Below are 13,958 nucleotides of genomic sequence, written 5' to 3' on the forward strand. Positions count from 1 at the left end.
GTACGTAATGACATGGCAGATCTCTCATCCCACGGCATAAGCAACTCCACTCAGAAGTACTCATACCTATGTTGTAAGTGTCTACCATGTCCCCGAACAAGTGTTCATGATGTCCCCGGTCTGTACACTCCCACAGTGAGAGGGTTGAGGTGAGGGACGTCACCTTAACTAACCAGTACTCCGCTGCCCCTATCGGGTAACCTCTGCCTTGGCCAACTTTTCGTAATAACACGCCAGTGCGCTGTGATCGGCATTGCCCAGACCATCTGCGCGCAGCGCCTGCATCATTTCCATCACCGCAGCGGTCAACGGTAGCTGCACCCCCACGCCATGGGAGGTATCCAGCGCGTTGGCCAGATCCTTGATGTGCAAGTCAATGCGGAAACCCGGTTTGAAATTGCGATCCATCACCATCGGTGCCTTGGCTTCCAACACCGTGCTGCCCGCCAGCCCACCACGGATCGCCTGGAATACCAGGTCTGGGTTGACCCCGGCCTTGGTGGCCAACACCAGCGCTTCGGACATGGCCGCAATATTCAGCGCCACGATCACCTGATTCGCCAGTTTGGTGACGTTGCCAGCGCCAATATCGCCAGTGTGCACCACCGAACCGGCCATGGATTTCATCACGTCAAAACAGCGATCAAACACCTCTTTATCGCCGCCCACCATCACCGACAATGTGGCATCTATCGCTTTAGGCTCACCGCCGCTCACCGGCGCATCAAGCATGGCGATCTGTTTGGCAGCCAGGGCTTCGCTGATTTCACGGCTTGCCAGTGGAGCAATAGAACTCATGTCTATCAGCACAGTCCCCGCTTTGGCTCCCTCAATCAGGCCATTTTCTCCCAATGCCACTTCCCGCACCTGCGGTGAGTTAGGCAACATGGTGATCACGATATCGCTCAATGCGGCCACCGCCTTTGGCGTGGCGGCAACATCGGCACCCAGCGCAGCCAGTTCAGCCACCGCTTCGGCATTGCGGTCCATTACCACCAACGAATAACCCGCCTGCAGCAGGTTTTTGCTCATGGGTTTCCCCATAATGCCCAAGCCAATAAATCCAATTTTCATCCCGTTCCCCTTATTCAACAGCCTGTTTAAACCGATCGCACAAGGCCTGCGTGGCCGTGCGGAATACGCCAAGATCGCTGCCGACGGCCACGAATCTGGCTCCCCATTCCAGATAACGGCGGGCATCAGCGTCAGCCGGTGCCAAGATGCCGCTGGCTTTTCCGTGCGCGCTGGCTCGCTCAAAAATATGACGGATCACCGCCTGCACCTCCGGGTGATTTGGCTGGCCGAGATACCCCAAAGCGGCGGAAAGATCCCCCGGCCCGACAAAGATGCCGTCCACGCCCTCTACGCCAGCTATCGCGTCCAGGTTATCGACCCCCTGCTGGCTTTCGATCTGCACCAGCACCGCTATCTGCTGGTTAATCTGGGCGAAATAGTCCAGCACGGTGCCGTAACCGTTGCTACGGTGTGACACCGAGACCCCACGGATCCCCGCAGGGGGATAACGCGTCGACGCTACCGCCAACTCTGCCTGCTCAGCACTTTCCACAAACGGGATCAAAAAGTTGTAGAAACCGATATCCAGCAGGCGTTTGATAATCACCGGTTCGTTGCAGGGCGGCCGTACCACCGCGGCGCTAGGGCTGCCCTTGAGCGCCATCAGTTGCGGCACGAAAGTGCCAATGTCATTCGGCGCATGCTCGCCATCCAGCACCAGCCAGTCGAAACCGGCCAGCCCCAAGACTTCGGTGGAGATCGGGTTGGCAAGCGCAGACCAGCAGCCGATCAGGGTTTCGCCCGCGAGCAACGATTGACGAAAAGGGTTATGGCAGCTCTTCATGAAATTTCCTCTGTAGACGGATTAACGCACCAGGCACGGGCGTTTGTTATCAAAGATCCAGCCAGGGATCAGGTACTGCATACCCTGCGCATCGTCGCGTGCCCCAAGCCCGTGTTTCTGGTAAAGCTCATTGCCCTGCATTAAACGATCCCGATCCAGCTCGATCCCCAATCCTGGCCGTTGTGGAACCTGTACGCGGCCACCGACAATCTGCAGCGGTTCCCGCGTCAGCCGCTGGTTGCCCTCCTGCCAGATCCAATGGGTGTCGATCGCCGCAATGTTGCCCGGTGCCGCCGCGGCCACATGGGTGAACATCGCCAACGAGATATCGAAATGGTTATTGGAGTGTGAGCCCCAGGTCAGGCCGAACTCATGGCACATCTGCGCAACGCGCACCGATCCCTGCATGGTCCAGAAATGAGGATCCGCCAATGGAATATCCACCGACTGCAACTGCAGCGTATGCCCCATCTGCCGCCAGTCCGTGGCGATCATGTTGGTCGCGGTAGGCAGGCCAGTGGCACGGCGGAACTCCGCCATCACTTCCCGCCCGGAGATGCCCTGCTCTGCCCCGCAAGGATCTTCGGCATAGGCCAACACGTTACGCAGCTGTTTGCCGAGTGCGATCGCTTCTTTCAGCGACCAGGCCCCGTTGGGATCGAGCGTGATGCGCGCCTGAGGGAAGCGCTGCGCCAACGCCGTGACGGCCTCAGCCTCTTCACTGCCCGCCAATACGCCACCCTTTAGCTTGAAATCGTTGAAGCCATACTTATCAAAAGCCGCTTCCGCCAGGCGCACAATGCTTTGCGGCGTCAGCGCTTGTTCATGACGCAGGCGATACCAGTCGCAGGCCTCATCCGGCTGGCTCTGGTAAGGCAGCGGCGTTTTGTTGCGATCGCCGACATAAAACAGATAACCGAGCATTTCCACCGAGTCACGCTGCTGCCCATCCCCTAACAGGGCCGCTACCGGCACATCAAGGAACTGCCCCAACAGGTCCAGCATCGCTGCTTCAATGCCGGTCACCACGTGGATGGTGGTACGTAAATCGAAAGTCTGTAGGCCACGCCCGCTGGCATCCCGATCGGCAAAGCGTTCGCGCACCCGGTTCATCACGTTCTTGTATTCCCCCAGGGTTTTGCCGACCACCAGGGACTGGGCCTCTTCCAGGGTTTGGCGAATTTTCTCCCCTCCAGGGATCTCCCCTAGCCCGGTATTACCGGCGTTATCCTGCAAGATCAAGATATTACGGGTGAAGAATGGGGCGTGAGCGCCGCTGAGATTGAGCAGCATGCTGTCGTAACCGGCCACCGGTACAACCTGCATGGCAGTAATTTTTGGTGCTGTTGTCATAGAGATGTCCTCAAAATTGTGGGTTCAGTTGCCAAACTCGCCGCCGTGTCATTGCCTGCTGGCCTTAGCCATGGGTTTCAGTTCGATACGCTTGATATCTCCCACGATGAACAGGTAGCTGGCCACCGCCAACAGCGCATGGATCCCGACGTAGACCAGCGCGCCGTTAAACGATCCGGTGGTACCAATGATGTAGCCGATGGCGATCGGCGTGACGATGCCGGAGATATTGCCGAACATATTGAACAGGCCACCGCTCAGGCCGCTGATCTCTTTGGGGGCGGTATCTGCCATCACTGCCCACCCCAGCGCGCCCAGCCCCTTACCGAAGAACGCGGCGGCCATGATGCCCACCACCATCCATTCGGTTTCAACGTAGTTGCAGAAGATCATCGACATCGACAACAGCATGCCCAGCACGATCGGCGTTTTACGGGCGAAGGTCAGCGACTGGGTACGGCGCATCAGGTAGTCGGAAATCACACCGCCGAGCACCCCACCGACAAAACCACAAATGGCAGGAACCGAGGCGACAAAGCCGGCCTTGAGGATCGACATCCCCCGCGCCTGCACCAGATACACCGGGAACCAGGTGATAAAGAAATAGGTCAGCGCGTTGATGCAGTACTGGCCGATATAGACGCCAATCATCATGCGTGATTGCAGCAGCTGCTTGATCTGGAACCACTTCTCGCCTTTGACCTTCACCTGCGTGGCCTGTTTCTGATCCATATTGATCAAGGCACCGCCGGCTTCGATATAGTCCAGTTCCGCCTGGTTGATGCTGGGGTGATCTTTGGGATTGTGCAGCACCTTAAGCCAGACAAAGCTCAGGATGATGCCCAGCCCGCCCATAAAGAAGAACACGTGCGACCAGCCAACGGCATGCGTCAGCCAGCCCATGATCGGTGCGAAGATCACCGTGGCAAAGTATTGGGCCGAGTTGAAGATCGATACCGCCGTGCCACGTTCATGGGCAGGGAACCAGGCGGCGACAATCCGGCTGTTGCCGGGGAATGACGGTGCTTCTGCCAGGCCGACCAGGAAACGCAGCGCAAACAGCGCTATCACGATGCCAAAACCGCTGAAGATATCCACGAAGCCTTGCAGCAAGGTAAACAGCGACCAGATGAAGATGCTCCAGAAGTAGACCCGTTTGGAGCCGAAACGATCCAGTAACCAGCCACCGGGGATCTGACCAATCACATAGGCCCAGGAAAACGCCGAAAAGATATAACCCATTCCAACCGGATCGAGGCCAATATCCTGAGCCATTGCGGTACCGGCAATAGAAAGCGTGGCACGATCGCCATAGTTAAATGAGGTGACGATAAACAGCATTACCACGATCCAGTAACGCTTATTGGTTCGCTTGATGGCACTGTTGGCAGCGCTGATAGTAGACATGGTGCTCTCCTGCATTACTATATTCATCCTGAAAAACCGCTAAAAATAGCTCAGAACGAAAGGTTTAAATTAAATTGCAGCCTTTTTTGAGCAGTTCGATTAATACGGCATCGGCAATTTTTAAACGCATTAACGCTTGGTGGAGAAAAGTATAGGGAACCGGCTGCCGCGACTCATCGGGCAAATAACCCAATAACAGGGCTAATATGGCGGCTTGTTTATGGCGTATGCCCAATCGGGCGCGGGCTGGCTCACGGATCCCCCAGTTGCGTGAGCTATCTCACAGCGGATTAGCACAATGCCAAAGATTGACTCCCGGGAAACGCCAAATCTAGGTCATTTGCATAATGCCCGACACCATTGCGAATGTTATGCTTTTTGCTGAGCCAGTTTTTCGATTATTACCCACGGCGTACATAAATCAGAGTACGTGAGGTTTCACTATGTCCGAATATGCAGTTGGCAGTATTAAAGCATTACCGCGCTATATTCAGGTTCATCGGCAAGATAACGTCGCCATTGTGGTTAATGACTATGGATTGCCTAAAGGGGCAAGCTTCCCTTGCGGTCTGACATTATTGGAGCATATTCCCCAAGGGCATAAAGTTGCGCTGCAAGATATTCCTCAAGACGGCACTATTTTGCGCTATGGCGAAGTGATTGGCTTTGCCGCACGGGATATTCGCCGTGGCAGTTGGATTGATGAATCGCTGGTATTGCTTCCCCCGGCCCCCGAGTTGGCCAGCTTGCCACTAGCCAACAATGTGCCCCAGGCATTACCGCCTCTGGAAGGTTATACCTTTGAAGGCTACCGTAATGCCGACGGCAGCGTTGGCAGCAAGAACCTGTTGGCGATCACCACCAGCGTGCACTGCGTGGCCGGTGTGGTGGATTATGTGGTGAAAATCATTGAGCGCGACCTGCTGGCGAAATACCCCAACGTTGACGGCGTGGTGGGTCTGAATCATCTCTATGGCTGTGGCGTCGCCATCAACGCTCCCGCAGCGGTGGTCCCTATCCGCACCTTACATAATCTGGCGCTCAACCCGAACTTTGGCGGCGAAGTGATGGTGGTGGGGCTAGGCTGCGAGAAGTTGCAGCCGGAACGCCTGCTGCAGGGAACCCCAGATGTACACCCCATCTCCGTGGATGAAAGCCGGATTGTGCGCCTGCAAGATGAGAAACACGTTGGGTTTCAGGCCATGGTGGCCGATATTCTGGCCGTGGCAGAGCAGCACCTGCAACGCCTGAACCGTCGCCAGCGGGAAACCGTGCCGGCCTCAGAGCTGGTGGTGGGGATGCAATGTGGCGGTAGCGATGCCTTTTCCGGGGTGACGGCCAACCCGGCGGTAGGTTTTGCTTCCGACCTGCTGGTACGTTGCGGGGCAACCGTGATGTTCTCCGAAGTCACCGAAGTGCGTGATGCCATCCACCTGTTAACCCCACGGGTTGCCGATCAACAAGTTGGCAAGCGCTTACTGGAGGAGATGGCCTGGTATGACGATTACCTCAACCAAGGGCAAACCGATCGCAGCGCCAACCCTTCACCCGGCAACAAGAAAGGCGGTTTGGCCAACGTGGTGGAAAAGGCATTAGGCTCGATTGCCAAATCTGGCAGTAGCGCGATTGTCGAAGTGCTCTTCCCCGGCCAACGCCCCAGCAAACGTGGGCTGATTTATGCTGCCACTCCCGCCAGCGACTTTGTTTGCGGCACGCAGCAGTTGGCTTCCGGCATTACGGTGCAAGTGTTCACTACCGGCCGGGGAACCCCTTACGGCCTGACTGCCGTGCCGGTGATCAAAATGGCAACGCGCAGCGCGCTGGCCGAACGCTGGCACGACCTGATCGATATCAACGCCGGAACTATCACCACCGGGGAGGCAACCATTGAGCAGGTGGGCTGGCAACTGTTTGAACTGATCCTGGATATCGCCAGCGGCCGCAAACAAACCTGGTCAGATCAATGGGGTTTGTTCAACGCGTTGGCGGTATTTAACCCGGCACCGGTTACTTAAGTGCAACGCCCCTCACCCTAACCCTCTCCCCAAGGAGAGGGAACCGAACGTGCAACTATTTAGCCTCCCGACTCCGTATTAGCTGGGGGTTTAAATATCGCGACACTGAAGCTTGAGGCTGGCGTACAGCTAGCCTAGTCTTCATCAAGCTGTAACCCCACATACAGCAACAGGCGTGCATCGAAATTGGCCAGGTTCAACCCGGTGAGTTCGGATATGCGATTGAGACGATACTCCAGCGTATTGCGATGAATATAGAGTGCCTTGGCGGTCGCGGTGGGTTGCACATTATTCAGAAACCAGGCGTTTAAGGTACGCAGCAACAACCCATTTCCGTCCATGGCCTTCAAACGCTCCAAAGGCCGAGCCAGCTCATCCGCCTGCCAACCGCTACGCAGGCTGCCCAGCAATACCGGCAGCATCAGATCCTGATAATAATAGGCCCATCGCTCAGGCATGCGCTGCTTGCCAACGGCCATGGTGGTGCGCGCAGTGCGATAGGAACGCACCAGGCTGCCTGGGCCAACGAAATAGTTGCCGAGCGCAATACGCACTCGTAAACGGCTGCTTTCATTGATCCGCACCAGCAGATTCTCCACTCTCCGCCGATGGGCCTCGGCATCCCAACGCCCATGGTGATTCAGCGCCGGTTTAAGTACCACCATTTCACTGAGAGAAACAATGGCGATCAGGTTGTCACGTTCCGGCAGCGTCAGCAGGTCCTGTAACTGCTGCAACTCGGCCATGGCGCTGTCGACTCCCAACTGGCCGCTATCCACCTCCACTACCGCCGCGACGCGGGGCTGGTTGGGATCTATCCCCAGGCGGTGCGCCCATTCCATCAAGGCCGGTGACAGATCCTCCGTACGGATCAGGTTCAACACGAACTCTTCACGAAAGCGGCTGTCCTGCGCCAACAAACTCAACAATCGCGCCTGCTCCAGCATCATTTCAGCGGTCATGCAGACCAGTTCACCGTACTGCCGCAGTTGCACCGGATCGCCGGTCAGGCCGATGACCCCAACGATATTCCCGTCAACGTGCAACGGCAGATTAATACCGGGCCGAACGCCGTGCAAATGACGGGCAACGGCATCGTCTATAGCGACCACCCTGGCCTGAGACAGCACCAGCAATGCCCCTTCATGCAGTTCCCCCAGCCGCTCAGGATCGCCACTGCCAATAATCCGGCCCCGGTTGTCCATCACGTTGATATTGCTATCAATAATTTTCATGGTGCGAGCGACAATTTCCCTGGCTAGCTTGGCATCAAGATGATACTCCGCCATTGCGTCTTATCCCCGTCGGATGATAAACCAACGTTCAGCATACCGACGCGCCTCTACTGGCACATTGTGCAGATGCCCAAATGCGTTTTGGCCGGGCGTGAGTTTGTGCTCAAACTCACAGTTTTTAGCCATAAAAAAAGGCACGCCGAAGCGTGCCTCTGTAGAACAACGTGACAACATTACTGCATCAGCAGATACAGCGTCGAGTCGCCACGTTGGATGTTCAACGCCAACACCGCAGGCTTGCTGTCGAGCACCTTACGCAGTTCGCCCAGGTTAGTGATCGGCTGCTGGTTCACACCCATGATCACGTCGCCTTTTTTCAGCCCGATGCGCGCAGCGGCACTGCCAGGTTTCACCTTCTCAATCTTCACACCTTTCACTTTGTCGGTGCTGTTGCTCAGTTCTGCACCTTCAATGCCGGTGTAAATATTGCTGGAATCAACCTGCTCCTGGCTGCTTTGCTCAAGCGTTACGTCAATGGTCACCGGCTTGCCGTCGCGGATAATACCCAGCGCCATCTTGGTGCCCACCGGCAAGCTGCCGATTTCAGCACGGAACGACGCAAAGCTGGAGATGGCTTTACCGTTCAGGGTGACAATCACGTCACCGGCCTTGATACCGGCCTTGGCAGCGGAGGATTTCGGCACAACCTGGCTGACGAATGCGCCACGCTGGGCGTCCACTTTCATCGCTTGCGCCAGCTCGGAGTTCAGCTCGGTACCCATGATGCCCAGCTCACCGCGTTTAACCTGGCCATATTCCACCATTTGCGAGGTCAGGTTTTTCACCATGTTGCTTGGAATAGCGAAGCCGATACCGATGTTGCCGCCGTCCGGCGCCAGGATCGCAGTGTTAATGCCAACCAGCTCACCGTTCAGGTTAACCAACGCACCGCCGGAGTTACCCCGGTTGATCGCCGCATCGGTCTGGATAAAGTTTTCGTAGTTTTCAATGTTCAAGCCGCTACGCCCCAAGGCAGAAACGATCCCGGAGGTCACGGTTTCACCCAGGCCATACGGGTTACCGATCGCCACGGTGTAATCACCCACGCGCAGCTGCTCGGAATCGGCCATTTTGATCGCTGACAGATTTTTGGCATCTTTCAGCTGGATCAACGCGATATCAGAACGCGGATCCTTGCCGATCACCTTGGCTTCAAAGCGACGGCCATCGCTCAATTGCACCGTGATCTTGCTGGCATTGTCTACCACGTGGTTGTTGGTGACCACATAGCCTTTGTCCGCGTTGATGATGACGCCTGAACCCAGGGCCTTAAAGGCTTCCTGGGTAGTTGGCCCACCCGGTGCGCCACCTTGGCACATTGGGGAACCTTGGAAGGGTGAACCATCCTGGCAGAACGGCGACATTTGCTGTACCGTTTTCGCATTCACCGCGGCACTTCCTTCCACGTTAATGCTTACCACTGAAGGCATCACTTTTTCCAACATCGGTGCCAGGCTTGGCATCGGTTGGGCGCTAGTGGAGGCAGAAGCCGTTTCTGCGGCGTTGGCGGTAGTTACCGGACCCATTGCCAAACCAATACTCAAAGCCAGGGCGCTTAAAACCAGTGCTGTTTTTTTCATCTGTGTGTCTCTTAAAAGTCGTTCAAAAGGAATACCGGGTCTTGGTGCTTAGTAAGAGCCTGCTGATAAGCTGAAGTTCCCCTGGTGCGGCGGGCTAATAGTAAACAAATATTGTCGGTCTTTACAAAACTCGAAATAATGTTCCAGCTTGAGAGTTATCTCGCTAAAATAAGCGAGAATTATCTCATGATTTTATTCCGCCGCCATTAAACGACGATATTCATCATAGGCATAAAGGTCGGTCATGCCGCTGATATAATCCTGTAACAACCGCGCCCGGAAATAATATTCCCTAATAGCCTGCTGCTCGGCAGAAAGATGCTGCAAACCTTCCACCGCCTCGACATAGGCCAGGCGATGTTTGGTCGAAAGCTTGTGAAACAGCCGCGTTTCAATCGGGAACGCCCGGTGGCTGTCTTCCCGCACCAGCTGGCTGAAATCGGCCAGCGACATGGCCAGCAGCGGGCTATAAATGTCCAGCAGGCCGTTGATCACCCGGTAACCCTGGAGTTCCAACTGCTCCACTTCCGGGTGGTTGAACACGTGTTTGAACGCAACGTTCTTGAAGATAGCCAGCAGGCGGCAAGCCGGGCTGGCATCCTCCAACAAGGCTCCGTTAAAGTGGCCGTGATACACCGAGTCCAGGTTATCAATAAACCGCTGGGCCGCATGGGGAACCAATTTGACAACGGTAAATACCCGCAGATACATAAAGAACTGATCTTCTGAACTGCGACGCGCCCCGCTGCGCTCTATTTTGCGAAACGCACTGGCCACGGTCTTATCAAACAGATCCCCTGGAGCAATCTCGCCCCATTCCTGGGTTAAATGCTGATACAGCTGCTCCACGGTAAAGATGTTCTTTTCTACCGCGTCTTCCAGATCGGCCACGCAATAAGAAATATCATCGGCGGCTTCCATAATATAGGTGAGAGGGAAACGATCGAACTCTCCCATATGTAATTCACGCCGCAAACGATCGACAAAGGCTTCTTCCGCCAGATAAAACCCCGGCTTCTTCATCAGATAGCTGTGGCTGGCGGGAATATCGCTCGCCCAATAGGCCGGGCGGGTATATTTCAGGATGCAGCCAACCTGCGCATAGGTCAGGTTCAATTTCAGCAACGTGTAGACCAGGCGGATCGCCTGAGCATTGCCCTCAAAATGGCTGAGATCGTGGCGAATACGGCTGCGCAGCCGGTTAAGGTCGCTCTCCCCTTCATGCAGGCGTAACACCTCTACCTGGCAGCGATCGTGGCTACCCGGCTCACTGCCACAGCTGGCGGGATCGAGCCGCTGGCGGAACCAGTCGTTGATGGCCGATTCGCCGAAATGGCCAAACGGCGGATTGCCGATGTCGTGCATCAGGCAGGCCATTTCGACAATGCTCTCGAAAGGATCGAGCAGCATGCTCAGGCCAAGCGCATCAATACGCTTTTCCTGTTTGAAGCGGTTGAGGATCTCTTTGGCAATATGCCGCCCCACCTGTTGCACTTCCATCGAGTGGGTCAGACGGCTGCGCACCGCCGCGTTACGCTCCAGCGGAAACACCTGCGTTTTCTGCTGCAAACGGCGTATCGCCGCAGAATTGACAATGCGACCGCGATCGCTCTCGAACTGGCGAATGATGTCGTACTCTTCTTCGGCTTCAATCGGCTTGCTAAAAGGCCGCTGAAAGCTGATCTTCTGCTTAAAGTCGATCCCGGACATCTGTTTCTCCTCCCGTTGCGCATTCCCTCCGTGATAACAATTCCCGGCGGCGGATGCAACGGTATTGCGGATTATCTCTCTCACAGAGCCATGATAGACTATGGCGCAATTTCCATACCCTATCAGCGAGTATTATTTATGAAAGTAGGCATCATCGGCGCAATGGAAGAAGAAGTTACCCTGCTGCGCGAGCAAATTGCGAACCGCCAGACCCTGCAACGTGCGGGTTGTGAGATCTATACCGGCCAAATCAACGGCGTGGAAGTCGCCCTGCTCAAATCGGGCATCGGCAAAGTGGCAGCGGCCCTGGGTACCACCCTGCTGCTGGAACAGTGCCAACCCGATGTGGTGATCAATACGGGTTCCGCCGGTGGCCTGGCCGCTACGCTGAACGTGGGTGATATCGTCGTGTCTGAAGAAGTGCGCTATCACGACGCAGACGTGACCGCCTTTGGCTACGAACCGGGCCAGATGGCCGGTTGCCCGCCAGCTTTCGTTGCCGATCCTGCGTTGATCGAGTTAGCGGAAAACTGCATCAAACAGCTTAACCTGAACGCGGTACGCGGCCTGATTTGCAGCGGTGACGCCTTTATTAACGGTGCCGAGCCTCTGGCCCGCATCCGCAACACCTTCCCAACCGTCGCCGCCGTTGAGATGGAAGCCGCCGCCGTTGGCCACGTTTGCCATCAGTTCGGCACGCCATTCGTGGTGGTACGCGCGATTTCCGACGTTGCCGATAGTGAATCCCATATGAGCTTCGACGAGTTCCTGGCGGTGGCCGCCAAGCAGTCCTCGCTGATGGTCAATGCCATGCTGCAAGCCCTGGCCAAGCGCGGTTAATGTGAAGCTGCGTCTGTGCGCCCTGCTGAGCTGGCTGATCCTGGGGATGCTGCTGCCTGCCAGCGCCGCCCAACGGGTGATCAGCCTGGCACCGAGCACCACGGAGCTTGCCTACGCGGCCGGTATGGGGGATACCCTGCTGGCCGTCAGCGCTTACTCCGATTATCCCCCTGCCGCCAAACAGTTGGAACAGGTCGCCTCCTGGCAAGGGATCAACCTGGAACGGATCCTGGCGTTGAAACCCGATCTGGTTCTCGCCTGGCGTGGCGGTAATCCCCAGCGGGTATTGGATCAGCTCGCCTCCTTCGGCATCCCGATTTTTTATGCAGATGCCAAGAATATTGACGAGATCGCCCAGTCGCTGGATGCGTTGGCGCAGTACAGCCCTCATCCGGAACAGGCACATCAGGCCGCTGCCAGCCTCCGCCAACAGGTAGAGGAGCTGAAAACGCGCTATGCCGGCAATTCGCCAAGGCCAGTGCTGCTGCAGTTTGGCACCCAACCGCTGTTCACCAGTTCGGCGGCCACGTTACAAAGCCAGGTGTTGTCCTTGTGCGGCGCAGAGAATATCTTTGCCGATAGCCCCGTGCCTTGGCCGCAGGTGAGCCGTGAGCAAGTGCTGGTGCGTAAACCACAGGCCATAGTGATCAGCGGGAATGCCCAGCAGATCGCCAATGTGAAAGCCTTCTGGGGCCCACAGCTGGACGTGCCGGTGATTGCCCTTGAGGAAGATTGGTTTAACCGTGCCGGGCCACGCATCATGCTGGCGGCACAATCACTGTGCGGTCAATTGGCGGAGATCCATTGATGGTATTTTGGCTGGATATTCTTGGTACGGCGGTGTTTGCCATTTCCGGCGTGTTGCTGGCGGGCAAATTACGGATGGATCCCTTTGGTGTATTGGTACTGGGGGTAGTGACCGCGGTCGGCGGCGGGACGATCCGTGATATGGCGCTCGCCAACGGCCCGGTATTCTGGGTAAAGGATCCCACCGATCTGGTGGTAGCGATGATCACCTGTGTGCTGACGCTGCTGCTGGTACGCCAGCCGCGTCGGTTGCCGAAATGGATCCTGCCGGTGCTGGATGCCATCGGGCTGGCGGTGTTCGTCGGGATCGGCGTCAATAAGGCGTTCGCCGCAGGCAGTGGACCGCTGGTGGCGGTCTGCATGGGAGTGATCACCGGCGTCGGCGGCGGGATTATCCGTGACGTGCTGGCCCGTGAGATCCCGATGATCCTGCGAACCGAGGTCTACGCCACCGCCTGCATCGTTGGCGGAGCGGTGCACGTCACGGCGTTCTACAGCTTTGGTATGCCGTTACAGCATGCCATGATGTTGGGGATGATCATCACGCTGGGCATCCGCCTGGCCGCCATTCGTTGGCATCTGAAACTACCGGCCTTTATCCTCGAACAGTAACTCTTGCCTCCGCCAGCTTCGGCGGAGGCTTTGCTGTTAATTAGTATATTCGACTATTATATAAGCAATGTGCTATTATTTTGCGCTATTAAAATGCGCTTGAATAATGTAATCATCCAGTTAACTCTTCGTTAAAAATTATCCCGCGCCATTAAGTTCCGTTCACTTTTGCCGATAGGTCCTATTGCTGTGGCCTGCGGATAGGTATTGTTTTGAATTTAAGCATGAAGAAAAATCTTTTGATCGCCAGCACACTGTTGTTGAGCAGCAGCGTGCTGGCCGAAAACACCAGCGGCAAGATGGGTATCAGTCTGACGATTGTGCCCACCTGCAGCGTAACCACGACCGGCAACACGCCACAGGTAGAATGCGGCAATGGCACAGTCTTACAGCCGAAGATGAGCCATAGCAAACGGATAGTAGACGATCGGGAAAGCGAACTGATCACCGTGGAATGGTAGGCACAAAAAAACCCGCGCAC

At 56.2% G+C, this 13,958-nt stretch carries 12 protein-coding genes; 5 read left to right on the plus strand and 7 right to left on the minus strand.

The window, feature by feature from the left end:
* Window positions 1-189 precede the first annotated feature (189 nt).
* Genes garR through ACMV5H_RS03270 form a run of 4 tightly spaced genes read right to left on the minus strand, consistent with a single transcriptional unit; the run spans window position 190 to window position 4,618 of the window.
* Window positions 190-1,074: a 2-hydroxy-3-oxopropionate reductase gene (gene garR, locus ACMV5H_RS03255; RefSeq protein WP_414821452.1), complete on the minus strand. Its 885-nt coding sequence runs from the start codon at window positions 1,072-1,074 to the stop codon at window positions 190-192.
* Between the two features lie 10 nt (window positions 1,075-1,084).
* Window positions 1,085-1,858, minus strand: a complete 774-nt coding sequence (garL, locus tag ACMV5H_RS03260) for a 2-dehydro-3-deoxyglucarate aldolase (RefSeq protein ID WP_414821453.1) — start codon at window positions 1,856-1,858, stop codon at window positions 1,085-1,087.
* A 21-nt stretch (window positions 1,859-1,879) separates the two neighbouring features.
* Window positions 1,880-3,211 (minus strand): glucarate dehydratase, encoded by a 1,332-nt coding sequence (gudD, locus tag ACMV5H_RS03265; protein ID WP_414821454.1) that lies wholly within the window; start codon window positions 3,209-3,211, stop codon window positions 1,880-1,882.
* A gap of 48 nt (window positions 3,212-3,259) precedes the next feature.
* The gene (locus ACMV5H_RS03270; protein ID WP_024483471.1) at window positions 3,260-4,618 is read right to left on the minus strand and encodes an MFS transporter; all 1,359 of its coding nucleotides are present in this window, start codon (window positions 4,616-4,618) and stop codon (window positions 3,260-3,262) included.
* 443 nt (window positions 4,619-5,061) lie between these two features.
* Between ACMV5H_RS03270 and garD the strand changes: the two genes are divergently transcribed.
* Complete coding sequence (garD, locus tag ACMV5H_RS03275; protein ID WP_414821455.1) at window positions 5,062-6,633, plus strand: galactarate dehydratase; 1,572 nt, start codon at window positions 5,062-5,064, stop codon at window positions 6,631-6,633.
* A 134-nt stretch (window positions 6,634-6,767) separates the two neighbouring features.
* Here the strand turns inward: garD and ACMV5H_RS03280 are convergent, their stop codons facing one another.
* The 3 genes from ACMV5H_RS03280 to dgt all read right to left on the minus strand — a co-directional run bounded on the left by ACMV5H_RS03280 (window position 6,768) and on the right by dgt (window position 11,218).
* The gene (locus ACMV5H_RS03280; RefSeq protein WP_414821456.1) at window positions 6,768-7,922 is read right to left on the minus strand and encodes a CdaR family transcriptional regulator; all 1,155 of its coding nucleotides are present in this window, start codon (window positions 7,920-7,922) and stop codon (window positions 6,768-6,770) included.
* Between the two features lie 179 nt (window positions 7,923-8,101).
* Complete coding sequence (gene degP, locus ACMV5H_RS03285; RefSeq protein ID WP_059199772.1) at window positions 8,102-9,508, minus strand: serine endoprotease DegP; 1,407 nt, start codon at window positions 9,506-9,508, stop codon at window positions 8,102-8,104.
* A gap of 192 nt (window positions 9,509-9,700) precedes the next feature.
* Entirely contained in the window at window positions 9,701-11,218 is a 1,518-nt protein-coding gene (gene dgt / locus ACMV5H_RS03290; protein WP_414821457.1) for a dGTPase, read from the minus strand.
* A 138-nt stretch (window positions 11,219-11,356) separates the two neighbouring features.
* On the opposite strand from dgt, the gene mtnN reads away from it, so the two are divergent.
* The 4 genes from mtnN (at window position 11,357) to ACMV5H_RS03310 (ending at window position 13,938) form a co-directional block, all read left to right on the plus strand.
* A complete protein-coding gene (gene mtnN, locus ACMV5H_RS03295) occupies window positions 11,357-12,058 on the plus strand; it encodes a 5'-methylthioadenosine/S-adenosylhomocysteine nucleosidase (protein ID WP_024483476.1) in 702 nt (233 codons plus the stop codon).
* 1 nt (window position 12,059) lies between these two features.
* The gene (btuF, locus tag ACMV5H_RS03300; RefSeq protein ID WP_414821458.1) at window positions 12,060-12,866 is read left to right on the plus strand and encodes a vitamin B12 ABC transporter substrate-binding protein BtuF; all 807 of its coding nucleotides are present in this window, start codon (window positions 12,060-12,062) and stop codon (window positions 12,864-12,866) included.
* Entirely contained in the window at window positions 12,863-13,477 is a 615-nt protein-coding gene (locus ACMV5H_RS03305; RefSeq protein WP_059199769.1) for a TRIC cation channel family protein, read from the plus strand. Before btuF ends, ACMV5H_RS03305 begins: the two co-directional genes overlap by 4 nt.
* Window positions 13,478-13,701: 224 nt before the next feature.
* Window positions 13,702-13,938, plus strand: coding sequence for a hypothetical protein (locus ACMV5H_RS03310; RefSeq protein ID WP_059199768.1), 237 nt, complete (start codon window positions 13,702-13,704; stop codon window positions 13,936-13,938).
* Window positions 13,939-13,958: the final 20 nt, after the last annotated feature.

The organism is Serratia sp. N21D137, from assembly GCF_047530005.1.
GTDB lineage: Bacteria > Pseudomonadota > Gammaproteobacteria > Enterobacterales > Enterobacteriaceae > Chania > Chania fonticola_B.